Here is a 23,398-nt window from a genome sequence, read left to right on the forward strand (position 1 = left end):
GTCGTCAACGTCAGATGTGTATAGGCGACAGCTCAGGGGGACCTCGGTGCGCAGGAGGGGGGCGCCGGGGCTGTGGGGGGTCTTGCCCTTCATGCCGATCCACTGGGCGCCGTCCCAGCCGGTGACGCCGTCGGTGGAGAGCAGGCCGGTCTCGAAGAAGGCGACGGGGGCGGTGCCGACGGTGCGGCCGTGGGTGTCCCAGACGGTGACGGTCCAGTGGTAGCGGGTGGAGGGGCGCAGGGCGGGGCCCCGGTAGCGGACGGCGACGGAGTCGGCGGAGTCGACGCGTCCGCTGTTCCAGACGTCGGCGCGGGTCGCGGTGAGGCGGTCGGGGGAGGTGGCGACGAGGATCTGGTAGGCGCCCTGCGCTCTGCCTCGGGCGAGGGACTGGGTGCGCCAGCCGAAGCGGGGGGTGGTGGCGTCGATGCCGATGGGGTCGACGCGGTGTTCGACGGTGAGGCCGGTCACCTCGCCGTCCCGGGTGCGAGGGGCCGCCGCTGCCGGGGTCGCCGGGAGCCCTGCGCCCGCGACGGCGACCGCTCCGGCGGTGGCGGCGAGGACGGTCCGGCGAGGGAGGCCCTGGTCGGGTCCATGGTTCACACCGTTTTCCTTTCGTGGTGGGGGGTGGTCAGCGGGCTGCCCGGTAGTCGTCGTCCATCTCCTGGAGGAGGCGCGCGGGGGTGGACTGGCCGCTGAAGATCTCCTGGAGGCCGCTGAGCATCGTCTGCTGGACCTTGGCGTCGGGCCAGAGCTGGTCCATGAAGGGGACGGTGCGGCCGGTGCGGATGAAGGTGGCGAGTTCGGCGAGGGCGGGGTCGGCTTTGTTGCCGGTGCCGGGGAGGGTGGGGAGGCTGCCCTGTCGGGCGGTGAAGAGGTTCATGCCCTCGGGGGACATGACGAAGTCGACGAACTTCAGGGCGAGTTGCTCGTGTTTCGTCTTGGCGTTGACGCCGTATCCGGCGCCTGCGGCGGCGGGGACGAGGGTCTGCTTCGGGTCGTCGGTGGCGGGAAGTGCCGTGAAGGTGAAGGTGCCTTGCGGGTTCTTCCCCTTGAGGAGCGCGATGACCCAGTTGCCCTGGACGAGTCCCAGGGTCTTTCCGGTGGCGGCGAGTTGCTGGCTGGCCTCGTAGCTGGTGCCGAGGGGGTTCTTCTGGAAGCAGCCCGACTTCTGCATCGTGAGGTACTGGTCGACGGCCGTGGTCCACTGCGAGGTCGCGAAGGTGGCCTGCCCGGCCCGCATCTTCTGGTCGAAGGCGCGGTCGGGGCCGTAGACGGTGGTGGCGACGAGGGCGTACTGGACGAGTTGGGCGACCCAGTTGTCCTGGAGACCGAGCGCGAAGGCGGGGGTGCCCTTGGCCTGGGCGGCGCGGCAGAACGCGAGGAGGCCGCTCCAGGTGTCGGGCGGGGTCAACGCGGCTTTGTCGAGGGCCTGTTGGTTGTAGATGGCGCCGATGCCGTTCTGGCCGAAGATCGCCGTGTACGTCTTGCCGTCGTCCTGGGCGACGCTCTTGACCGGGTCCGGCAGCTTGCTCGCCCAGGGGCGGTCGGAGAGGTCGCGGAGGTAGCCGGGGCCGGCGAGGACGTGGGTGGCGGCCGGGTTGCCGTTGCCGGGCCACACCGACATCACGTCGGGTGCGGTGCCGGAGGCGAGCTGGGTGCGGATCTGCTGCTGGTACTGGTCGGCGCCGCTGGTGGTGTAGCGGACGTCGACGCCGGGGTTGGCCTTCTCGAACGCCGCGACGACGTCCTCGACCGAGCCCTGGTCGACGGAGGCGAGGGTCAGGGTCTGCGCGCTCCCGCCGGAGCCGCCCGCGTTGGTGCCGCCGCTGCACGCGGTGAGCAGGATCAGGAGCGCTGCGGGCACAGCATGTTTCTTCATGGTGTGTCCCCCTCGGAGAGGTCTCATCCCCGCAGCCCTCCGGCGAAGCCGTCGATGATGCTGCGCTGGAGGACGAAGTAGACGGCGAGGACCGGCAGGACGCTGATCACCAGGGCCGCGAAGACGAGGTTCCAGTCGGTGACGTACTGGCCGACGAACCCGGCGATCGCGACCGGCATGGTCTGCCGGGAGCTGCCGCTGAGGTACAGCAGGGGGGTGAAGAAGTCGTTCCAGACCGCGACGGTGTTGAGGACGAGCGCGGTGACCGTGACGGGTTTGAGCAGGGGCAGGACGACGTACCGGAAGCCCTTGAGCGGGGTGCAGCCGTCGATCAGCGCGGCGTCCTCGAAGTCCCGGGGCAGGGCGCGCAGGAACCCGGTGTAGAGGAAGACGGTGAACGGCACCTGGAGGCCCGCGTAGTAGAGGACCAGCGCCCACGGGGTGCCCAGCAGTCCGAGGTCGCGCATCGTCTGGTACAGCGGCAGCGCGCCCAGCTGGAAAGGGAGGACGAGGCCGAGGAGGACCAGCAGATACGTGCCGCGCGACCAGCGGGCGGTGACGCGGGCCAGCGGGTAGGCGGCGAGCGAGGACACGGCGAGGACGATGGCGACGCTGCACGCGGTGACGAGGACGCTGTTGCCGAGCGCGCCGCCGAGCGCACCCTGTTGCCACGCCTGGCGGAAGTTGTCCAGCGTCGGGGAGGCGGTCGGGGTGAGCGGTGAGGAGGTGTCGGAGGCGGGGCGTACGGCCAGGTTGACGAGGACGTACACGGGGAACGCGACGAACAGCGCGGCGGCCGTCATGGCGAGTTCGAGGATCAGGGTGCGGGGGCGGTAGCGGGTCATGACGCGGACCTCTCGCTGCGGGCCAGCAGCGCGTACTGGCCGGTGGAGACGACCGCGACGACGATCGTGAGGACGACGGCGAGGGCGATGCTGTAGCCGAACTCGCCGAGGGTGAAGGCGTCCTTGTAGATCAGGGTGGAGATGGTGTCGGTGGCGTGGCCGGGTCCGCCGCCGGTGAGCGCGTAGACCTGGTCGAAGAGTTTGATGCCGCCGATGACCGACAGCATCAGGTTGATGGTGAGGGCGGGGGCGAGCAGGGGCCGGGTGACGGACCAGAACCGCCGGACCGGGCCCGCGCCGTCGAGCTGCGCGGCCTCGTGGAGCTCCTTCGGCACGGACTGGAGCCCGGCGAGGAAGATGACCATCGAGTACCCGGCGAACTGCCAGACGACGACGCCGACGACGGACCACAGGGCGAGCTCGGGGTCGCCGAGCCAGTCCTGCCCCCGGCCGCCGAGCGCGCTGTTGACCGCGCCGTCGGGGCCGAGGAGGTTGCGCCACAGGTAGGCGGTGACGATCGGGGTGATGACCGCCGGCGCGAAGAGAAGGACCCGCAGGAGGTTGCGGGACTTGATCGCCGAGTTCACGCCGAGGGCCAGCAGCAGGCCGAGACCGTTCTGCACGACGGTGACGGCGACGGCGACGGCGATCAGCAGGGTGTGGCGGACGGCGGCGAGCGCGTCGGGGTCGTCGAGCATGTCCGCGAAGTTGCCGAGGCCGACGAAGGAGAAGCCCGGGTCGAGGCCGTCCCAGTCGGTGAAGGCGTAGTAGACGCCCCGGGCGCTGGGGACCAGGACGACGAAGGCGAACAGCAGGAGCGCGGGGAGGGCGAACCACCAGGGCGGGGTGGTCTTGGGTCGGGTGGTCACGGCCCACCTCTTCCATGGAACGTTTCACTGAGCGGTGCGGCTCGGGGGCGGCTCGGTGCGGGGACGGGAATGGGTAACGTTTCCCAAGGGGTGTTGCCAGACCCTAAGGACGGAGGTGGGGGACGTCAAGACGCTGCGCAGTACACTGTCGGGCAACGTTTCCCACTCCGACCGGAGGAACCCGGGATGGCCCCGCCCACGCCGCCGCGCCGCGTCACGATCGTCGACGTCGCCCGGCACGCCCAGGTGTCGACGACCGCGGTCTCCAAGGTGCTGCGCAACGCGTACGGCGCGAGCCCCGAGATGCGGGCCAAGGTCCGGCGCGCCATCGAGGAGCTGGGCTACCGGCCGCTCGCCGCCGCGCGGGGGCTGCGGGGGCGGACGTACACGATCGGGGTCATGCTGCCCGACATCCGCAACCCCTTCTTCCCCGAGATCCTCGACGGGATCACCGGAGGCCTCGCGGACACCGACTACCAGGTGTTCCTGGGTCCCGGCTGCAACGGCGAGAAGGCGGAGGGGCGGGTCACGGAGGCGATGGTCGACCGGGGCATGGACGGGCTGGTCCTCATCGCGCCCGTCTCCTCGCGGGCCCACCTGGAGCGGGTCGCGTCCGCCGTACCGACGGTCGTCGTCGGGCGGCACGGGCACTCCGCCGCGTACGACACGGTCGTGGACGACGACGTGGCGGGCGCCGGGCTCGTCGTCGGACACCTCGCCGGGCTCGGGCACCGCCGCATCGCCCACATCGAGCACCACGACACCGACCCGGCGCGGCTCGCCGAGATGCCCAACGCGCTGCGGGCGGACGGGTACCGGCGCGCGATGCGGGAGCGGGGGCTGGACGACGACGTCATCTCGACGAGCTACACGCACGCGGGCGGGTACGAGGGGGCCCGACAGCTCCTGGCCCGCCCCGAACGCCCCACGGCGATCTTCGCGGGCGCGGACGTCGTCGCGATGGGCGTCCTGGAGGCCCTCGCCGAGGCAGGCTTGACCGCCCCCGGCGACATCTCGCTCGCCGGGTACGACAACACGGTCTTCGCGTCCCTCGCCCCCGTCTCCCTGACCAGCGTCGACCAGGCCGGACGCGAGATCGGGGACAACGCGGCACGGCTGCTGCTGGAGCGCATCGAGGACCGGGGGAAGGCTCCGGCACAGGTGAAGCTGTCGCCGACGCTGGTGGTTCGGGGCAGCACGGGGGCGCCGCCGACGGGGTCTTAGTGCTTTCTTCCGACGCCGGATGCGTCGCGAGACCGACCGTACCCAGGGCCCGCCTCACTTGTCGGAATTCACCAACTGCCCGCTCCAGTGGACTTGTCCGTGAAGCGTAGCCATGCGCTGAGAGCCGCTTGGAGTTCGATCACCGCTCGTCGGTCGAGGGTCTCGCCCGTCCTGCCGACATGGAGCCGCACTTCCTCACCCGTGACGGTCCACCCGACCGGCAGTCTTCGCGGAGCGCTGATCGAGGAGCCGCGTTCGAGGGCGCGGAGCATCGCTTCGACGCGCGGCGGCAGCGGCTGCGGGCGGGGAGCCCAGGAGACGTTCGCGGGCCGGGTGGGCAGCCCAAGGGTGGTGCGGAAGGCCCCGATGGCGGTGTCGAGCGGTTGTGGCTTGTTCGGAGCAGCACTGACGAACGCCTCGATCAGCTCCCGATGGGGCACCGCCTGAAGGGGCGGATACTCCTCCATGTCGAGGCGCACGACGGCGGGCGGGATGAGGAGACGGGAGTAGCCCCTCTTCAGGTAGTCGGCGTGGTGCTTGCGGAGATCGGCGATGGGACGGGCCAGCGGGTGCTCTCGTTCGAAGCTGCGGAGCGGGCTGCCCAGCGCACGTGACGGTTCCGGCTTCGACAGCCTCGACGACTTCCCGTACACGCCATGCGCGCGGTGCAGAACTCCGGACTCGGTCACCAAGACCGTCACCTGCCGACCGATCGCGTCATTGCCCAGCCGAAAACCCACGACCAGCGTCGTCACCTGACCGGCCCTCCCCTTCGCTGCCAGGCTAACGAGTACGGCTGCCGTCTGGAGCTGGTTCCCGCACATTCACCTGGATACGCAGTGCCCGATGCCCCTGGCCGATTGGTCCTCCCACAGAGCTCACGGGAGAGGGACGCCGGTGGCCGAGCGGTTGGTGAGGTTGGCCGCTGCCGACAGACAGCCAGCCGGAGCTCTGCCGCCACCTCAGTTCACTCCCGATCCCGCATTCGCGGGCCTCGGGGGCCACGGCTGCTTCACGGAATTAGCCCCTGAACCGAATTCAGGGGTTGACTGGAGCCCATGGATTTCCGGGCCGGAGAAGGAATGAACATCTCAGCGTCGCCGAAGCGAGACCCCGGACGTGCTTTTCGGTCAACTCGCGTCACCATCAAGCCAACTAACCAGTACTCCCTGGTCGTGAACTTCCGTGATGGATAGGTCTGGAGTAACCACTGCCCCGCCCGGCGGGGCATATTCGCTTCAGGGGGACAGATGAAAATCTCTACTGCGCCACCGCTTCCGGGTGCCCGCACTGCGGTTTATCATCTTTGGCTGCCCCCGCCCTCCCCGATCAGGTTGCAGAGGCCGTCGGCGGGACCTCCAGATCCTGCATTCACGGCAAACTGATCCAACGCGGCGCTTCACGCCCCAGCGCACTTCCGCGTACGACGGCTGCCCCGCTGCCTGAATCGCCTCTTCCCTGCTGGTGTCGTCCAGTCACTCGCCTACTCGTGCACCTCATGTTTGCGCGCTCAGATCTTCGATGACTAAATTTCCTGATGAGGGAGAGGTTATGGAGACTGCAATTACGCGAGCCGTCGTCCACGTGATAGCTGACATGTGCCAAAACTTCAGGGAAGACCTGACGATAGACGGCGTAACCCAGGCGGCCGGCTTCAGCAGGTTCCACTTCAGTCGGGAGTTCACACACCTGATCGGTGTCTCCCCCAGGCGTTTCCTCAGAGCCGTCCGCTTCGAGGAGGCGAAGCGGCTCCTCTCCGATTCCCGGCTCAACATAGCCGAGATCAGCCACGCCGTCGGATACAGCAGCGTCGGAACCTTCAGCTCATGTTTCAAGTCCTGTACGGGTGTCACACCGTCTACATATCGGCGGATGCGCTCCGTGAACCTCCTGGCCTCCACGGACCCGCAGGGGGGCAATACCGCTGCGCCGGTTCCGATGCCGCTTCGCGGACATGTACAAGCGCCCACCGCGGACCAGTCCGGAGTGGTCTTCGTGGGGCTCTTCCCCTCCCCCGTCCCGAACGGTCACCCGGTGCGTTGTACGGTGCTGCCCCGCCCCGGTGCCTTCGTACTCGACCATGTGCCTACGGGGAACTGGCATGTGCTGGCACGTTCCGTGACGCAGAGCGGCGGTGAGGGGCGTCGGTTGGGGCACACCCCGGCGGTCGGCGGCGTCGGGCCGTTCACCACGCCTGCGGACCGTGAACCGGATCCGGTCGCGATCCGCCTGTACCCGGCAGAGCTGGCCGCTCTTCGTTTCTGCTCGGCGCCCCACCGAAGGCTGTATCCAGCCCCGATCGGCTGAGGACGATCCGGCGGAGAGCCGCGTCGGCCGATCAAAGGCGGCGGTCGTCCCCTCGCGGAAGGCCGCGTAAACCTGCGCTCACCGACATCACCCGGTGCGGGTGATCTTTCCGTACCCCTGCCGTCGACCGTTCCGGAGCGCGTCGGCGACCGCTGCGGCCACCTGAGGGGCCGCCACGTGCGGTGATACCGCATTCCGGTGCAGGCACCCACCCCGGCGGGCCGTCGGCATGACGACTGTGGTCCTCTTGCCCGGGCAGATGGGGCTTCCTATGGTTCGCCGCATGAGCATCCCCACCGAGCCGATCGGCAGCATTCCCCGTCCCCTCGCCCTCCAGACAGCCCTCGCCGAACACGCACAAGGGCGCCTGAGCGACGACGAATTGGCGAAACTCCAGGACCAGGCCACAGCCGACACCCTCGCCCGGCTGGAAGAGCTGGGCTGCCCCGTGCTCGTCGACGGCGAACAGGCCAAGCCCAGCTTCGCCACCTACCCGATCATGGGTCTCACCACCCTCGACCCGGCAGGCGCCGTCATCCCGTTCGCCGACGGCCACACCCGGCAGTTACCCCACCTGACCTCGGGACCGTTCCGCTACCAGGTCCATGCGGGCACCTACGTGCGCAGCGCCCAGCGCCACACCGACCGCCCACTCAAGCAGGCCGTGATCGCACCTTCGGCCCTCAGCCTGCTGTATCCGGGCGAACCGCTCGACGGCTACTCCCGCGAGGCATTCCTCCAGGACCTGGCCGATGAAGCGGAGAGTGACATCCGCGGGTGTCTCGACGCCGGTGCGCACCGGGTGCAGCTCGACTTCACCGAAGGCCGTCTCTCGCTCAAGCTCGACCCGAGCGGGGAACTCCTGAAGACTTTCATCGCGCTCAACAACCAGGTACTCAGCCGGTTCACCGAGGACGACCGGACCAGGCTCGGCGTACACACCTGCCCGGGCGGCGACCACGACTCCACCCACAGCCTGGACGTCGACTACGCGGAGCTGCTGCCCGAACTCTTCCGGCTGGAGGTGGGCAACTTCTACGTACAGCTGGCCAGCGAAGACGACCCCGAACGCGTGCTTCAGATCATCGCTGCTCAGCTCCGGCCCGGTATCCGGGTGTTCATCGGGGTGACCGACCCGATCAGCACCACCGTCGAGACACCCGAGGAAGTGCGCGACCGGATCCTGCTCGCCGCCCGCTTCCTCCCCGTCGACCAGCTGGGCACGTGCGACGACTGCGGGTTCTCCCCGTTCGCCGATGACACCTCCACCTCCCGCGATCTCGCGTTCGCCAAGATCGAGGCTCGGGTCAAGGGAACTCTGCTGGCCGCTCAGGCACTGGGCCGTTGAGGCCGGCCACCGCGTCGGTGGCGGAAGACCGGTCATGAGCTCCACCCGGTACGGGGCCGGGATGACGGAACGTACGCCTCCAGTGCCCGGACCAGTGGTTCGGGTACCGGAGCCGGCACCGTGGCCGTGTTCGGGCCTCTCATGAACGCGACCCGTTGCCTGCCCCGGGCGACGAGCCGCTCGGAGCCCTCGGGGCCGAGCCGGACGTAGTCGAAGGTGAACTCCAGCTGTGTCTGGCGGAGTTCGGCCAGTCTCATCCTGATGGACAGCTCGTCGAACACGCTGATCTCGGCGAAGAACTCGCAGTCGACCTTCAGGGTGAACAGCTTGAGATCCGCGAGGATGTCGGCGAGCACCTCCGGGGCATGGGTGCTCAGGAACAGCTCGCGGCACCTCCCTTGCCAGCGCAGGTAGTTGACGTAGTAGACGTTGCCGACGAGGTTGGTCTCCTCGAAGCCGACGACATGCCGGTACTCGAAGTGGTCCGCCACGAACCTGTCCTCCCTTTCCGAGTCGTGCAGAACCCGCCGCACAGGTACGGGGGGGGTGGTCGTCAGGGACGTGGCTTCGTCGCGACGAGGACCGCGACCGCCACCGGTTCCGGCACCCCCTTGAGCCGCGTCACCAGGACCGCCACGCGCAACCGGCCCGAGGCGAACACCGTCCAGCCCTCGACCGTGCGCGGAGTCAGTGAGAGCGGGGCATGCGTGGTGAAGCCGGCCTTCTGCATGCACTCCAGGGCGGCCCACACGGCAGTGGCCGCGGCGTCGTAACCGTCTCCCGTCTCCTTCGCCGCTGTCGCGGCCAGCGGGGCGTGGCCGCCGAGCAGCCCTTCCCACTCAGCCGTCGACCGAGCCGTGACACGTTCGATGTCACAGCCCACGGCGGCGGCTTCGGCCACCGCGCACAGCGTCCACCCGGCCGTGTGAGAGGCGGACACGGCCAAGCCCCCGGACAGTTCGGGCCGGCCGTCCGGCCGGTAGGTGACGATGGCGGCAGTGCCCAGGGCACGGCTCGCGGCCCGCGCCGTCCTCGAACTGCTCACCGCGGCGGCCTCGGACACCTCGTACGCCCCTTGCTCCGTGTCCGGTTCCACCGCGATGGCCGGCTGCTGCCCGGTCAGTTCCTCCACGGTTCGTTCCAGATGGGACGCGAGCAGGGGAGCGGCCCACGCTCCGCTGCGCGCACCCGTGCGCACCGCCGTCAGGCGCAGCCCTTCCCACCGTTCCACGACGCGTCCGTCGGGGGTGTAAGCCGCGATGTCGTACACGTACGTGTTGCCCTTCCTCTCCCGCTCGACCGCGCGGTAGCGGAGCTCCTCGGGGACTTCGGCACCCGCGGCGAGGGGGAACAAGCGGTCGATGCCCGACGGCAGCAAGGTGGCATCGGGGACGCACACCTGGTTGCCGTGCATCAACGCGTCCCGCATGCCCGGATCGGCCAGCAGCAGCCCGCCCGGAAGGTAGGGAGCGAACCAGTCCGACGTCTCCGCGATCGACAGGTCCGCGTCCACGTTCCGCGCCGAGACACGGTGGAAGCGACGCAGCCGCCGGAACCGGTCGCCCTGGAAGAGCACGTCGCCGTAGAGATCCACCGCCGGATCCAGCGGTACGTCCCCGTGGCCCGGCCCGCCGGGCAGGGGCGGCCCTTCGGGTACCGGTGGGCCGGAGAACACCAACCGTGCCCGGAAGTGTTCGGCGACGAATCCGGACTCCTCCGCGTGCAGAACGACCTCGACCGTGTCCGCGTCCGTGACGGTGGCGGCGATCCGGACGCGGGCCGTGCCGTCGGGGGGCACCACGACGGGGCGCAGGAAGCGCACGTCCTCCAGGACCGGGACGCCGCCCCACCCGGTGGCCGCCGCGGCCACCTGACACATCGCCTCCATACCGATCACCGCGGGGAACAACAGGTTGCCGTCGAGCACGTGGTCCGCGAGATACGGGTCGGTGCCCACATTCAGCTCCGTCTCCGTGACCAGCTCGGCACCGTGGTAGCGGACCAGCGGCGCGACGGTGAACCGGTGCAGGGGCAGCGGGGGGCTCTCCCGGCGCAGTGTGTCCAGCTCTCCCGTACGGCCGGTGACGACGGTGACCGGCGGAACGTCCGGATCGGTGATCAGGCGCAGCAGCATCTCCACGCCCTGGTCCGGGGAGATCGGCGCGATGCCCTCGCGGGCCAGCGACTCGACGACGGACAGTTTCTCGCCCATGCCGACTCCGGACCACACGGACCACTCCACGCACCGCACACGGCAGTCCGGCGACCTGGCGGCCACTCGTTCGGCCAGGTCGGCGAGCCGCTCGTTGGCGGTGGCGTAGTGGGCCTCGCCGCGCAGTCCGGTACGGCCGATCACACTGCCGAAGCAGACCAGCAGCTTCAGGGCGTCCTGGTCGACCGCCGCGAGGACGGCCCGCAGGCCGTCGACCTTGGGCGCGAGGGTGCGCTCGAAGTCCTCCTGCGTCAGATCGGCGAGCGCGGCGGGTTCGTTGCGTCCGGCGCCGTGCAGCACTGCGGTGACGGGCCCGAGTTCGGCGGTCAGTTCGGCGACCGCCGCGCTCACCCGCTCCGGGTCGGTGACATCCGCGCGGGCGTAGCCCACCCGGACGCCGCGGTCCGTCATGCGCCGCAGGTTGGCCGCGAGCGCCTCGTCGCGTGCCGGGTCGGAGCGGCCCACGACCGCTACGGCGGCCCCGGTCCGCGCTGCCACCGCGAGCGCGCACTCCGCGGTGATCCCCTTGCCGCCCCCGGTGACCAGGAGGACGTCGGTGGCGTCCAGCACCTCGTCCGCCTGCTCGCCGCGCACGGGCAGGACGCGCAGCACGGGTACCCGGCGTGTTCCGGAGGTGTCGTAGCACGCCTCCGTGAACCGTGTGGTGGCCGCCACCTCTGCGGTGATCCGCTCCACGACGTCGTCGGCCGCCGGGGTGTCCACGACCGTGGTTCGCAGGTGCGGAGCCTCCAGATGGAGGGACTTCGCGAGACCGGCCGCGCCGAGCCCCTCCTGGACCAGGACGAAACGCCGGCCGGCCTCGCCCGCGAGGGCCCGCCGCGCGCCGTCGAGGACCAGCGCCAGCCGGTCGCGGGGGCACCGCGGTGGCAGGCACACCAGTACGCCGGGCCCGACTCGGGCGGCGCGCAGTGCGCCGCGCAGTTCCTCGGCGTACGGGTGTCCCTCCGCCGCGAACAACTCCCAGTCGCCGTCGGTCGCTTCGGCCCGCGAGGCGGGGGGCCGCTCCTCGGTCAGGTGCACGGCGAAGGCGCGCACCCAGGGGGCGGCGCCCAGCGCGGCCGGCGTCGTTCCGGCTTCCCGGTCCGGGCCCGTGGCGGCCAGCGAATCCAGCGCCTCGCCGAGTTCGGCCAGGGTGGCGGTGGCGAAGTTGGCCGGGGCGTGTGCGGTGGCGAGTCCGAGGCAGGTGGCCGCCTGGTTGACGATCTGCCCCACCGTGATGGAGCTCATGTGCAGATCGTCCAAGAGGCTGCTGTCGTCCCGCACCAGCTCCACGGGGAGTTCGGCCCGCTCGGCCACCAGGGCCCGCAACACCTCGATGGCCGACTGCCCCTGGCCGCCCTCCGGTTCCACGGAGGGCTCGATGTCGCCGGCCTCAGGTGTCTGTCCGCGGGGCGGCAGGGCGGAGTCCGTGTCCCGCTCCCCCGTGGACGGCACGTCAGGCAGCCCGTCCGGCGCGATGCTCTCGCACGGGCTCGCCAGGAAGTCGAGCTCGGCGTCGAGGTCCAAGGGCCGGGTGAGCCGGTCCGTGAACAGCCGCTCGTGCATCAGCGGGGCGCCGATCACGTACGCGGCCCCCGCGACCCGGAGCAGACCGCGCAAGGACCGCTCGTCCGTGTCCAGCGCGACGGACGGGACGCCGGTCGCCTCGGTGGCCAGGGAGCTGAGCGCCTGCCCCGGCCCCACCTCGACGAACAGGTCGACGTCCCGGGCCGCCTCCTGGACCGCCTGGGTGAAGAGCACGGGATCGGTGATCTGCCGGTGCAGCAGCTTGCCGAGGTCGGTGTCCTCGGCCAGTTCCTGCCCGGTCACGGTGGACAGCACCCGGCGCCGCACCGGTCCGAACCGCGTGTCGTCCAGCCAGTCCCCGAAGACGTCGGCGGCCGATGCGACCAGCGGGGAGTGGAAGGCGTGGGACACCGCGAGACGCGTACAGGCGACGCCCTCACGGGCGGCTCGCTCGGTGACGGCCGCCACGGAGTCGCCCGGCCCGGCGACGACCGTCCGCTCGGGTCCGTTGTACCCGGCGATGACCACATCGAGGCCGTCGGTCAACGCCCGTACCCGCTCGGGGCTTTCTGACAGCGACGCCATGGTGCCGGGCTCCCCGTACGCGGCCATGGCCTCGCCGCGTACCCGGGCCGCCTCCGACAGCAGCGCCTCGTCCAGCGCTCCGGCCCAGTGCAGGGCGACGAGTTCGCCCAGGCTGTGCCCGACCGACGACTCGGCCTCCACACCGAGCCAGTCGAGCACGCGCAGTCCGGCGGTGGCGGCGGTGACGATCCGCGGCTGCGCCACCTCGGTCGCGACCGGGTCGCCGTCGCCGCGCAGCCCGGCCCGCTCGTAGACGTCGGCGGCCTGTGCGAAGCGCCGGCGGAGCGAGCCGTCGTCGGTACCCCGGCCGGAACCCTGGCCGGGGAAGAGGAAGCCGATGCGTCGGGCCTCGCCTCGCAGGCTTCCGACGAAGGCCCGGTCGTCGAGGGTGACAAGAGGGCCCGGATCCTGCTCCAGCGCGTCGGTCAACTGCCGCAGCCGGCGCTCGGCGTCCTCCGGCGAGGTCACCACCGCAGCCGCGCGCCACGGCAGTTCACGCAGGTCGAGCTGGAGGGTGTGAGCCAGGTCGGCGAGTTGCGCGTAGGACAGCCGGGGAGCGAGGTCGGCCACCCTGGTGAGGCGTTCGCGCAACTCGGCCGGCGAGGCGCCGTCCAGGAGGAGCAGCTCGCAGTCCTGGAGGGAACCGGCGAGCGTGAGATGGCGTCGGCTGGGTGCCCGGTGGTGGGGCGGCGTCTCCTTGTCGAGGACGACATGGGTGTTGATGCCGCCGAAGCCCATCGCGGTGACCCCGGCGCGCCGTGGCAGGTCACGGGGCCATGGCTCGGCGGTGCGCAGCGCGCGCAGGCCGGCTCCGGGTCCGGTGAGCAGTTCGTGCGGTTCCTGGCAGCCGATGGTGGGCGGCAGCAGCCCGGCGTCCACCGCCATCACCGCCTTGATCAGTCCGGCGACTCCGGCGGCGGCCTTGGTGTGGCCGATCATGGCCTTGGCCGAGCCGATGGCGGCGGCCGGTGCGCCGGAATCGGCCTCCGCGCGTGCGGCGGTGAGGGCACCGAGTTCGTTGGCGTCGCCCACCGGGGTGCCGGTGCCGTGCCCCTCGAAGAAGGGCACGGTGTCGATCCCGAATCCGGCCCGTTCGTAGGCGCGTGCCAGGGCCAGCCGGTAACCGCCCGACTCGGGGCGGGTGATGCTTCCCTGCCCGTCCGAGGAAACGCCCCATCCCGCGATCGTGGCGTAGCGGCGCAGTCCGGCCGCGCGGGCGTCCTCGTCACGCATCAGGACGACCATGCCGCAGCCCTCGCCGGGCCAGAATCCGTTGGAGCCCCGGTCGTACACACGCATCTCGGAGCGGGCGAGGGCGCCGGTCTTGGCGAAGCCGACGGTCTCGAACGGATCGATGGACAGGTCCACGCCGCCGGCGACGGCGACATCCAGATCGCCGCTCAGCAGCGAGCCGGCGGCGGTGGTGACCGAGAGCAGCGAGGAGGAGCAGGCGCCGTCGATGCTGTACCCGCCGCCGCCCAGTCCGAAGTGGTTGCAGATCCGCCCGGCGATGGTGTTCGACAGGGCCCCCGCGAGCGAGTCCTCGTCGATCGCAGGAAACGGCTGCTTGTAGGTCTTCTCGACGCCGTCGAGGAACACGGCGAGCCGGTCGTCGTCCCAGTCCTGGCCGCGCAGCGCCTGCGCGAGTACGCGGCGTACGTACGGCCAGCGCAGCCGCATGCCCGCGGCCCGGGTGAACTCCCCGGTGAGGGTGTTGCCGACGACGACGCCGGTCCGGGCGCGCGGCAGTCCGCCGCCGTCGGGGAATCCGGCGTCGGCGAGCGCCCGGCCGGCGGTCTCCAGGGCGAGCCAGTGCGTGAGGTCGGTGGAGCGGTAGGTGCTCCCGGTGACGCGGTGCGCGACGCGGTCGAAGGCGTAGCCCTCCAGGACGGCAGCCGTACGTGCGTAGAACCGGTCGGGGGCGGCCGGGTCCGGGTCCCAGTAGTCGTCCAGGCGCATGCGTACGTCCGGGATGCGGCGGAAGGCGCGCCGGCCGGCCAGCGCGTTCTCCCACAGTTCGCGGGGGGACGCGGCGTCCGGGAACCGGCAGGCCATGCCGACGATCGCTACGCGGGTCATGCCGACACCGGTGCCTTCCCGGCCCCTGTGGAGACGTCCTGGGTCTCGATGGCCGTCACCGGCACCGTGCTCGTACCGGTCGGCGCGGTGCGCAGATGCACCAGCCAGAGGTAGCCGCCGCGCACCAGGCAGACCACGGCTGTGGCGAAGAACAGCCCGTACGCGATGCCCAGCCCGGTCATGATCCCGTACGTCGCCGCGACGCCGCCTCCGAAGGCGGCCTGGGCGACAGGCCGCGACGGAGTGGTGCCGGGGTCCGTGATCATGTAGTTGGTGAACAGGACGAAGGCCACTCCTGTCATCATCCCCAGGGCCGGCGGGATCGCGGTGCCGAAGAGGACTCCTCGCAGCACGGCCTGGAGGACGAAGACGCCCAGCCATCCGCCGATCAGCCACATGCGTCCGGTGAGCTTCGCGTTGAGGAGGGTACCCAGGGCGACGATCACGGCGGGGATGATCCAGTCGACCGCCCCGTCGGTGTACTCGGTGAACTGGTACGGAGGCGCGATGCTGGCCCAGGGGAACAGCAGCAGTACCACCGTGATGCCGAAGTTCGACGGGTTCATGAAGTGCCGCGGCTTGCCCCGCACGGGTGCGCGCAGGACCCACTTGGCCGAGACCGCGACGACGACCCCGAGGACCATCACCCACAGCCGGTCGTTCACGTAGAGCAGCATGTTGACGGCGAGCGCGGTGATGTGGCTGGGGTACAGGAACTCCAGGACCCCTTTCGTCCCGCTCCCGGCGAAGCGGGGCCGGCGGTTCTCGACCCGGGCGCCGATCAGTTCGAGGCCCGTTTCGACGGAATAGCCGACGGCGACGGCGATGAGGGGCCACAGCCAGGGCTGTTCGAAGCCGAGCACGGTGTACCCGGCGATGTTGAGCACGGTGATCGAGATGGCGAACCGGCGCAGCGCGGTGACGATCTTCGGGTCGTGCCGTGGGGGTGTGGGTGCCTCGGTCATCTCGGTCACTTCTCCTTGACGTCGGACGCGAGCCGGAGGTCGTGCCGGCCCGGGGGCAGCCGCAGGGCTTCTTCGTGGACCGCGCCGGAGCGGTCGCGCCACCTCAGACTCACCGGCAGGGGTGTGTCGCCGTGCTCGCCGAGGCCGATGTGCACGTCGTGGCTGCGCTTGCCGGAGTGACCGCCGCCGCCGTCGACCCGGCTGACCCGCCGGGTGCCGTCGGGCAGGGTCACGGACACCTGGGCGTCGACGACCGGCGATCCGGAGGGGTGGGTCAGTTTCAGGCTCAGGAAGTCGCCGGCCTTCGGGCTCTCGTTCAGGTAGAAGCCGGGTTCGCCCCACTGCCGTGCCACCGCGAGGTCGAGCCTGCCGTCGCCGTTGGAGTCCCCGACGGCCATGCCCCGGGTGGGGACGGGTACGGCCAGGCCGAGCCGGTCCGACAGGTTCGCGTAGTCGCCGCCCGGTGTCCTGGCGAAGAACCGCATGGTCTGGGAGCCGGCCAGGTCGTCGCCCTTCCTGACGTGGGGCCACCAGCCGGGGTGGGCGACCAGGCCGTCGTTGGAGGTGGCCAGTTCCTGGAGCTGGGCCCAGCGGTTGTGCCGGCCCTTGACGAAGCCGGTGGCCTGGGTGATCTCCAGCCGGCTGTCGTTGTCGAAGTCGCCCATCTTGACGTCCCAGCCCCAGCCCGACCAGGCGAGGTTGAGAGGGCCGCTGCGGTCCACGTACGGCGCCTCGCCCCGGCTCATCCGGGCCCGCACGTCGTCCGTTCCGTCGGCGGTGCTCATGAACGAGAAGTTGCTCTCCTGGAGACCGAAGGAGGTGGTGATGTTGGAGACGAACATGTCGTACAGCCCGTCCTGGTTCAGGTCCCCGAAGTCGATCCCCATCCCCTTGAAGGAACTTGCTCCGATGCGCTTGGACTTGGGCACCATCGGGGTGTGCGCGCCCTTGACCTCGCCGAACGTGATGCTGCCGGGCTTCGACCTGTTGTGCAGCAGCCGCGAGGTGCCGAAGTCGTGGGCGACGTACAGCTCGGGCAGTTGGTCGCCGTCCAGGTCGGTGGCGGCGGCGCCGAGGGTCCAGCCGACGCGCATCTCGCGGGGCATGACGTCCTTCGCCTGGACGAAACCCTCCTCGGTCCAGCGCAGGATGTGGTCCTCGCCGCCGTTGAGGGCGTTGGAGAGCGAGTCGTTCATGACCACACCGCCCCGCACGGACGGGTCGAGCACAGGGCTGTCGGGAAAGTAGTTCCCGATGAAGACATCGTCGTGGCCGTCGCCGTCGAAGTCGGCGATCGTCACCGCGTTGCTGTGCCACCGGGGCCCTGTGTAGCGGGTTCCGCCTGCGCCGGCGACGAGTTCGACGGGTTCGAAGGAGTCGGCGGTCAGGGCGTCCCGGCCGGGCCGGGCCTGGAAGACGATCGGGGTGCGGCCCCAGTAGTAGACCAGCAGGTCGCTGCGCCCGTCCTCGTTGAAGTCACCGGCGACGCAGCCCATCGGGGCCATCAGACCGTCCATGGGGAGCGGAGCGGGGGCGAGGACGAACGGCGCGTAGCGGTCGCCGCGTTCGTCGGGCGCGGGGGTCACGACGACCTGGTCGATCCGGGGGTCGGTGACGCAGAGGTCGTTGGAGAAACCGTCGCCGTCGACGTCGTTCATGGCGATGCCGGCGCCCACGGAGGAGATCCACGCCTCGATGTGCCGGTAGGCCTTGTTGACCTTGCGGATGTCCTGCTGGTCGTAGCCTGCCGGCATGGCGATGGTCTTCGGGGTGAAGGCGAAGGCGGTCGCCCGTCTGTCCGTCTCGGCGGCGGACGGCGTCGCGGGACGCACCACGACGTAGGTCACCACCATGAGCAGGACGGCGACGATTCCTGGCAGCTTCAGGTAGAGGCGGGATCGCACGGTGGTCACGTGGCTAGCACCTTCCGTCGGGGACCAGTGCTCCGGCTATGCGTTGGCGCCATGTCTCGTAGGCGGGCGTGTCCACGCGGTCGGGCACGCCCGGCCGCGTCTCCCGGCAGACGCGTGCCGCCTCGTGAGGTTCCATGCCGCACAGCACCTCGGTGGCGAGACGGGTGTGCGGCACCGTCAGTCCGGCGTGTTCGCGCGCCTCCGCGGCGAACGCCGAGCCCTGGAGGAGTTGGGGCCGGTACTCCCCGGCGCGCTCCCGCAGGCGCAGCAGTTCGTCCGCGTCGGCCCCGCCCGCGTAGGTCGCGGCGAGTCCCACCCCGCTGAAGAGGTCACCGCGCCGGGCGGGCGCAAAGGCGCTGGTGAGGGCCAGGACGGTGTCGACGTCGGTGCCGCCGACGAACCACAGCGCCCGGCCGATCCCCTGGTCCACGGCGCGGTGCGCGTACGACGTCTGGTCCTGCGGCCAGGGCAGCTTCTGTTCGCGTCGCTGTCCGTGGACGAAGCGGTCGGTGTGGAAGTACGCCTGGTGGAAGCCGTATCCGTCCAGGATCAGCCATCTCAGGAGGGGGTCCGTCTTGCGGACGTCCGGGTGCAGCATGCGCGGCAGCCGCGCCATGGCCCAGCCGATGCCGACGTACGCCATGTACGTGTGCGCGCCGCCGCGTCCGGCGAGCAGGCCGCTCAGGCGCCGTCCCCGGCTGCCGGGCAGCGCGTCCATGATGGTGCAGCCCATGGCCGCGCCTTCGTAGGCGAATCCCCTGAACTGCCTGGGAATCGCCTCCAACCGGGGCTCCGCGGCCCTCGCATCCGGTGCTGCGACGATCTGTCCGTAGCCTTCGAGGAAGCTGCGGCCGATGGTTTCCAGCAGTTCCTGGGCCGCTGGGTTCTTTTTCCGGAATCCGCGGACTTCCAGACTCGTGCTGGACAGGGCGGGGGTCAGTATTCGGCGCCGGAGCGCCCGTAATGCAGCCGTCACTGTTCGGTACCCCCTCGTTCGGACGTCTGAGGCGGTGCGGGAAAGACCTGCCGAATGTACCCGCCGGTTCCGGGCCACTGTCTACTCACAATGTGCGCTCCCTGCGCTTGCCGCCGCAGTTGTTCCGGTAAGGTTCCCCCTGCTGGGAAAGTGCAACGAAAGCGAGGCCCGGAATGGACAGTCCGGCGATTGTGTCCAGGGAAGAATGGTTAGCGGCCCGCAAGGAACTGCTGGCACGGGAGAAGCAGTTCGACCGGGAACGGGACGCGCTCAGCGCTCAGCGCCGGGCCCTGCCGATGGTCGAGATCACCGAGCCGTACGTCTTCGACGGGCCGGACGGCTCGTCCACTCTCGTCGACCTGTTCGACGGCCGTAAGCAACTCATCGTCTACCACTTCATGCTGGACCCCGACTGGGAGGCCGGCTGCACCGGGTGCTCGCTCCTGGCCGACAACATCGGCCACTTGGCGCATCTGCACGCGGCCCGTACGTCATTCGCCGCGATTTCCCGCGCGCCGCTCGCGACGATCACGAAATTCCGTGAACGCATGGGGTGGACGTTTCCCTGGTTCTCGTCCCACGGAACGTCGTTCAATTACGATTTCCACGTCACCATGGATGAATCCGTGGCGCCGGTTCTCTTCAATTTCCGCACGAAGGACGAGTTGCGGGAGGCCGGAATCGGCTCCTGGGCCCTGAGTGGAGAGCAGCACGGTCTGAGCGTTTTCCTCCACGAGAACGAGAGGGTGTTCCACACGTACTCGACGTACTCGCGGGGCACCGATCTCCTCAACGGCACTTTCAACTATCTGGACCTGACTCCGCTCGGGCGCCAGGAGGAGGCGGGGATCATGCACTGGATCCGCCACCACGACGACTACGCCGACGGGAGCGACCGGGACGGCTGCGGCCACTGCGACAGCTGACGCCGTCCGGGCCGGCGTCACGGCCGGCCCGGGCGCAGCCGCAACAACTGGCCGTTCGCCTCGCCGAGTGACGTCGTGCGGTTGGTCAGGTAGATGTCGCCGTTGGGAGCCACGGTGACGCCGCCGGGGTGCTCCAGTCCCTCCCGTGCCAGGACCGTCCGCCGGCCGTCCCGTTCGACGCGCACCAGCTTGCCGGTGCGGTCGGGCGAGTCGAAGCCCTTCTCGGCCAGTTCGAGCACGAGCATCCGTCCCTGACGGTCGAAGGCGAGATCGATGATGCCGGTGAACCCTCCCGTCATGACGGCCGGCTTGCGGCCGGGTGCCATGCGCCAGATCCGGGCCTTTCCCAACCGGGTCGGCTCACCGCTGTACTCGCTGATGTAGTAGGCGCCGTCGGGGCCCTTCACGATGGTCGACGGCACCGATTCGAGTGGCGCTCCGTCGACGATCTGATCGGGCATCAGGGCGACCATGCGGACCGATCCGTTGTCGGTCACCGACAGGATGCTGTTGCCGCCGGCCTCCGCGACCAGGGTGCCGCCCGGCACCCGGACGATCCCGTACGCGTTGGCGTTGACGTCCGCGGGGTGCGGGTTGTCCCGCTGCTCGAACGCGAGGAGGTCCCCGACCGGGTGGAGGCGGCCCTCGCGGTCGACGGTGCCGGTCTGCGCGAGTCCCCGTGCCGCGGGGCCGAGACCGTCGCGGGTGGCCATGTGACCGCCGAGACCGAAGACGACGGAGATCCGCCCATGGCTCGCGTCGACGTCGTGCAGTCCGAGCACACTGAATTCGTTGATCACCGAGGGGAGACCGGTGGCGATGCGCTCGGTCCCGCCCTTCTTCCCCGGGGTGTAGGAGGTGACGGCGCCCGTGGCGCCGAAGCAGGCGGGGTATCCGCCCACGCCGGGCGCACACGGGCTGGGTCCGCCCCGGCCCGCCTCGGCGACCAGGACGCGTCCGGCGCGGGCGTCCCAGGTGAGCCCGCGCGGGGTCACCAGGTTCTCGGCGACCACGTCGAGCCGTCCGCCCGCCCCGGCCGACGAGGCGGTGCCGGTCATCAGGCCGCAGAACACGGCGGTGGCGAGTGTGGCGGTACACAAACGGCGCAGCATCAAAGCCCCCTGAGCGTCATCGTGGAGTGGTGCCGGTCGCGCGGCGGGCGCTCCAGGTCTCCCGCCGGGTGGTGTCGGTGGCTTCTCGCTCGGTGTAGTTGTCCGAGACGGTGATGTCGGTGAATCCGGTGGCGCTCAGTGCGTTGCGGACTTCGTCGCGGGTGAAATGGCGCTGCGCGTGGTGCTCGACCGATCGCCGGAACAGTTCTCCCTCGGGTACGAAGAGGGACACGAGGTAGTCGTACGCGGATGTGTCCGGCTCGTGCCGGGTGTTCCAGATGTAGGCGAAGTCGCCGAAGTCCTCGCCGAATTCGCCCAGGGCGGCGATTTCCTCGAAGGTCCGCCGGGTGCTCAGGTCGAAGATGAGCACCCCTTCGGGCCTGAGCGCCCGGGCGAGCTGACGCAGGGTGGCGGCGAGGGCGTCCTCCCCCGTCAGGTAGTTCGCCCCGTCGAAGCAGACGAGGGCCGCGTCGAAGGGGCCCAGCTCCGCGAGGCGCTCATCGGGCACGGTCAGGCGGAGCAGTCCGGTGCCGGGGGCGGTGCGGGTGCGGGCGACCTCCAGCATCGAGGCGGAGGCGTCGACGCCGGTGACCTCGTAGCCGTGGTCCTGTAGCGCTTTGATCGTCGTACCGGTGCCGCAGCAGACGTCGAGCACGCTCCGCACCGTCAGGCCGGACTCGGCAAATCGTTTCTCTGCGAAGCGGAACCACTGGTCGTACGGGACGCGGTCGGCGGCCATCCACCGGTCGTAGACCTGAGCGAGCGCGCTGTACGGAGCCCCGTACCCGTCGGCTGCCTCCGGCCGGGGGCTCACCGGGCGTCCCAAGGGCCGGCCTGCGCCAGGTACCGCCGGCCGGAGACCGCTCCGGACGGCGTCTGCGCCAGCCACGTCCAGAACGGCAGCGTCACGTCCGGTGCCGGCACGCCCGACAGGTCGAACCCGGGCTCCGCCTCCGCATAGCCACGTGTGCGGATGCCGCCGGGGTCGACCGAGGTGACCCCTACGCCGGTGTCGGCCAGCTCCGCCGCGATGATGCGCGAGGCTTGGTCGAGGGCGGCCTTGCTGGCCCCGTAGATGCCCGCGCACGGGAACACGTCCACGGCCGCCTCGCTGGAGAGGTTCACCACCAGCCCGCCCGTCTCCCGCAGCAGCGGCAGGGCGAGCTGCGCCAGTGCCACGGGAGCGACCACGTTGGTGCGGAGCACCTTCTCGAACGCGTCCACCGGGTGGTCGAGGAGCGGTCTGATCGGACTGACCCCCATCTGGGAGGCGTTGTTCACCAGCCAGTCGAGGCGTCCCAGCGAGCCGGCCTCCGCGATCAGCCGCTCCCGGTGCGCGGCCTCCCCCACGTCCCCCGCCACCGCCACGACGGTGACTCCCCGGTCGGTGAGCCGCTTGGCGACCGCCGTCAGGTCGGACTCGGTCCGCGCGGTGAGCACCAGTCGCCAGCCTGCGCCGCCGAGGAACTCGGCGACGGTCTCGCCGAGCCCGGTACTGGCGCCGGTGACCAGAGCGACGCGCGACGGTGTGCGAGGGTCTGTCATGGACATCAGCTCCTGTGTCGGCGGGGGTGGTGCCCGCTCAGGTGGACAGGCGGATTCCGTGTTCGGCGTAGCAGCGGACGAGTGTCAGGGCCTCGCCCCAGCCGGTCGCGCACTGCCCGAACCGGGCGAGACCGGCCGCGGTCTGCGGCAGGCCCGTCTCCACCACCGTGAGCCAGGTGCCGTCCGGGTGCTCGGCGGTGGTGAAGGTGACCAGCGACGGCGGTGTGCCCCAGGTGAGCGCGAAGCGTTCGTTCGGCACGCACTCCATGACCACCCCGTCGTCGGTGACATCACTGCCGTCGTCGGTCCATCCGCGCCAGACCAGGTGCACCGGGCTGCCCTCGGCCGGGTCGAAGGTCGAGCCGTCGGTGAACCACTTGTCCCAGCCCGAGCCGCTGGACAGCAGGGCGAACACCGCCTCGGGCGCCGCGCGGACCAGCGTGGAATGCAGGATGTCGGGGACCTGGACGGCGTCCTCGGGGGTGGGGTTCTCGTCGGTGGTGCTCATGCCGTGCTCTCTCCTCGCTCTGTTCTTCTGTTCTGTGGACTCAGTCGGCGGATGCGGCGTAGACGGGCATCAGTTCCATCCAGCGCGCGTCGGAGTCCGCCACTCCGGGCGTACCGGCGAGATGTGCTTCCAGGTTGTCGGTGTACATGTGCCAGCCGGCCGCGTAGTCGACCGGGTCGGCCTCCGGGCCGAATCCCACGTGTTCCAGGAGCAGTCGGGTGCCGTCGTCCGTGGGGGCCAGGTCCAGCCGCAGTTCGGAGTCGGTCTCGCCGGTGTAGCGCCAGGTCACCCGCAGCCGGGTGGCCGGTTCCCAGGCCAGGACCCGGCAGACGATGGTGTCGCCGTGCGCGCCGCGGCCTTCGAGGACGTACTCCGCGTCGGGCCCCGGTACGCCCTTCAGGATCGGCCCGAACCAGTGGGGCAGCCGGTCCGGTTCGGTCCAGGCCCGCCACACCTCGTCGGGTGTCGCCGGAAGGACCCGGCTCAGCTTCGCCGTGCGTGCCGTGCGCGATGCCGTTCCGAGGGCGCTGAGCGAACCGCTCATCATGAACTCCGCTTCTGTCCGTGGGCGGGAGGGG

At 70.4% G+C, this 23,398-nt stretch carries 19 protein-coding genes; 4 read left to right on the top strand and 15 right to left on the bottom strand.

Going from position 1 to position 23,398, the window contains the following annotated elements; translation table 11 throughout:
- The 4 genes from AOK24_RS09945 to AOK24_RS09960 all read right to left on the bottom strand — a co-directional run.
- A partial coding sequence (locus AOK24_RS09945) for a glycoside hydrolase family 78 protein (protein ID WP_478078763.1) occupies positions 1–600 on the bottom strand: 600 nt, incomplete at its 3' end.
- 28 nt (positions 601–628) lie between these two features.
- Positions 629–1,879, bottom strand: a complete 1,251-nt coding sequence (locus tag AOK24_RS09950) for an ABC transporter substrate-binding protein (RefSeq protein WP_055719691.1) — start codon at positions 1,877–1,879, stop codon at positions 629–631.
- 23 nt (positions 1,880–1,902) lie between these two features.
- Complete coding sequence (locus AOK24_RS09955; protein ID WP_055719692.1) at positions 1,903–2,724, bottom strand: carbohydrate ABC transporter permease; 822 nt, start codon at positions 2,722–2,724, stop codon at positions 1,903–1,905.
- On the bottom strand, positions 2,721–3,593 hold the full coding sequence (locus AOK24_RS09960; RefSeq protein WP_055719693.1) for a carbohydrate ABC transporter permease: 873 nt from the start codon (positions 3,591–3,593) through the stop codon (positions 2,721–2,723). The genes AOK24_RS09955 and AOK24_RS09960 overlap by 4 nt, the downstream gene beginning before the upstream one ends.
- 186 nt (positions 3,594–3,779) lie before the next feature.
- Between AOK24_RS09960 and AOK24_RS09965 the strand changes: the two genes are divergently transcribed.
- Complete coding sequence (locus AOK24_RS09965; protein WP_055719694.1) at positions 3,780–4,817, top strand: LacI family DNA-binding transcriptional regulator; 1,038 nt, start codon at positions 3,780–3,782, stop codon at positions 4,815–4,817.
- A gap of 68 nt (positions 4,818–4,885) precedes the next feature.
- On the opposite strand, the gene AOK24_RS09970 is transcribed toward AOK24_RS09965, so the two are convergent.
- Positions 4,886–5,572, bottom strand: a complete 687-nt coding sequence (locus tag AOK24_RS09970; RefSeq protein WP_055719695.1) for a hypothetical protein — start codon at positions 5,570–5,572, stop codon at positions 4,886–4,888.
- Positions 5,573–6,368: 796 nt separating this feature from the next.
- Here AOK24_RS09970 and AOK24_RS09975 point away from each other — a divergent pair.
- Both AOK24_RS09975 and AOK24_RS09980 read left to right on the top strand, forming a co-directional pair.
- Positions 6,369–7,124 (top strand): helix-turn-helix transcriptional regulator, encoded by a 756-nt coding sequence (locus AOK24_RS09975; RefSeq protein ID WP_055719696.1) that lies wholly within the window; start codon positions 6,369–6,371, stop codon positions 7,122–7,124.
- 283 nt (positions 7,125–7,407) lie between these two features.
- Positions 7,408–8,472, top strand: a complete 1,065-nt coding sequence (locus AOK24_RS09980; protein ID WP_055719697.1) for a cobalamin-independent methionine synthase II family protein — start codon at positions 7,408–7,410, stop codon at positions 8,470–8,472.
- A gap of 32 nt (positions 8,473–8,504) precedes the next feature.
- On the opposite strand, the gene AOK24_RS09985 is transcribed toward AOK24_RS09980, so the two are convergent.
- The 5 genes from AOK24_RS09985 to AOK24_RS10005 form a co-directional block, all read right to left on the bottom strand.
- Positions 8,505–8,963, bottom strand: coding sequence for an acyl-CoA thioesterase (locus AOK24_RS09985; protein ID WP_055719706.1), 459 nt, complete (start codon positions 8,961–8,963; stop codon positions 8,505–8,507).
- Between the two features lie 62 nt (positions 8,964–9,025).
- Positions 9,026–14,875 carry a type I polyketide synthase gene (locus AOK24_RS09990; RefSeq protein ID WP_055719698.1) on the bottom strand — a complete coding sequence of 1,950 codons (5,850 nt, stop codon included), beginning with the start codon at positions 14,873–14,875 and terminating at the stop codon, positions 9,026–9,028.
- The gene (locus AOK24_RS09995) at positions 14,872–15,840 is read right to left on the bottom strand and encodes an enediyne biosynthesis protein (protein WP_240553765.1); all 969 of its coding nucleotides are present in this window, start codon (positions 15,838–15,840) and stop codon (positions 14,872–14,874) included. The genes AOK24_RS09990 and AOK24_RS09995 overlap by 4 nt, the downstream gene beginning before the upstream one ends.
- 5 nt (positions 15,841–15,845) lie before the next feature.
- The gene (locus tag AOK24_RS10000; protein WP_055719707.1) at positions 15,846–17,693 is read right to left on the bottom strand and encodes a CRTAC1 family protein; all 1,848 of its coding nucleotides are present in this window, start codon (positions 17,691–17,693) and stop codon (positions 15,846–15,848) included.
- Positions 17,694–17,757: 64 nt separating this feature from the next.
- Positions 17,758–18,729, bottom strand: coding sequence for a DUF1702 family protein (locus AOK24_RS10005; RefSeq protein WP_055719700.1), 972 nt, complete (start codon positions 18,727–18,729; stop codon positions 17,758–17,760).
- A gap of 173 nt (positions 18,730–18,902) precedes the next feature.
- Between AOK24_RS10005 and AOK24_RS10010 the strand changes: the two genes are divergently transcribed.
- Positions 18,903–19,655: a DUF899 domain-containing protein gene (locus AOK24_RS10010; RefSeq protein ID WP_055719701.1), complete on the top strand. Its 753-nt coding sequence runs from the start codon at positions 18,903–18,905 to the stop codon at positions 19,653–19,655.
- A 17-nt stretch (positions 19,656–19,672) separates the two neighbouring features.
- On the opposite strand, the gene AOK24_RS10015 is transcribed toward AOK24_RS10010, so the two are convergent.
- From AOK24_RS10015 to AOK24_RS10035, 5 genes are all read right to left on the bottom strand, one after another.
- The gene (locus tag AOK24_RS10015) at positions 19,673–20,755 is read right to left on the bottom strand and encodes a ScyD/ScyE family protein (protein WP_240553767.1); all 1,083 of its coding nucleotides are present in this window, start codon (positions 20,753–20,755) and stop codon (positions 19,673–19,675) included.
- Positions 20,756–20,783: 28 nt separating this feature from the next.
- The gene (locus AOK24_RS10020) at positions 20,784–21,581 is read right to left on the bottom strand and encodes a class I SAM-dependent DNA methyltransferase (RefSeq protein WP_055719703.1); all 798 of its coding nucleotides are present in this window, start codon (positions 21,579–21,581) and stop codon (positions 20,784–20,786) included.
- Complete coding sequence (locus AOK24_RS10025) at positions 21,578–22,312, bottom strand: SDR family NAD(P)-dependent oxidoreductase (RefSeq protein WP_055719704.1); 735 nt, start codon at positions 22,310–22,312, stop codon at positions 21,578–21,580. The genes AOK24_RS10020 and AOK24_RS10025 overlap by 4 nt, the downstream gene beginning before the upstream one ends.
- Before the next feature lie 37 nt (positions 22,313–22,349).
- Positions 22,350–22,820 carry an SRPBCC family protein gene (locus AOK24_RS10030; RefSeq protein WP_055719705.1) on the bottom strand — a complete coding sequence of 157 codons (471 nt, stop codon included), beginning with the start codon at positions 22,818–22,820 and terminating at the stop codon, positions 22,350–22,352.
- Positions 22,821–22,860: 40 nt separating this feature from the next.
- On the bottom strand, positions 22,861–23,398 hold a 538-nt coding region (locus tag AOK24_RS10035), incomplete at its 5' end, for an SRPBCC family protein (RefSeq protein WP_240553769.1).

It is taken from the genome of Streptomyces niveiscabiei (genome assembly GCF_001419795.1).
GTDB classification, from domain to species: Bacteria; Actinomycetota; Actinomycetes; order Streptomycetales; family Streptomycetaceae; genus Streptomyces; species Streptomyces niveiscabiei.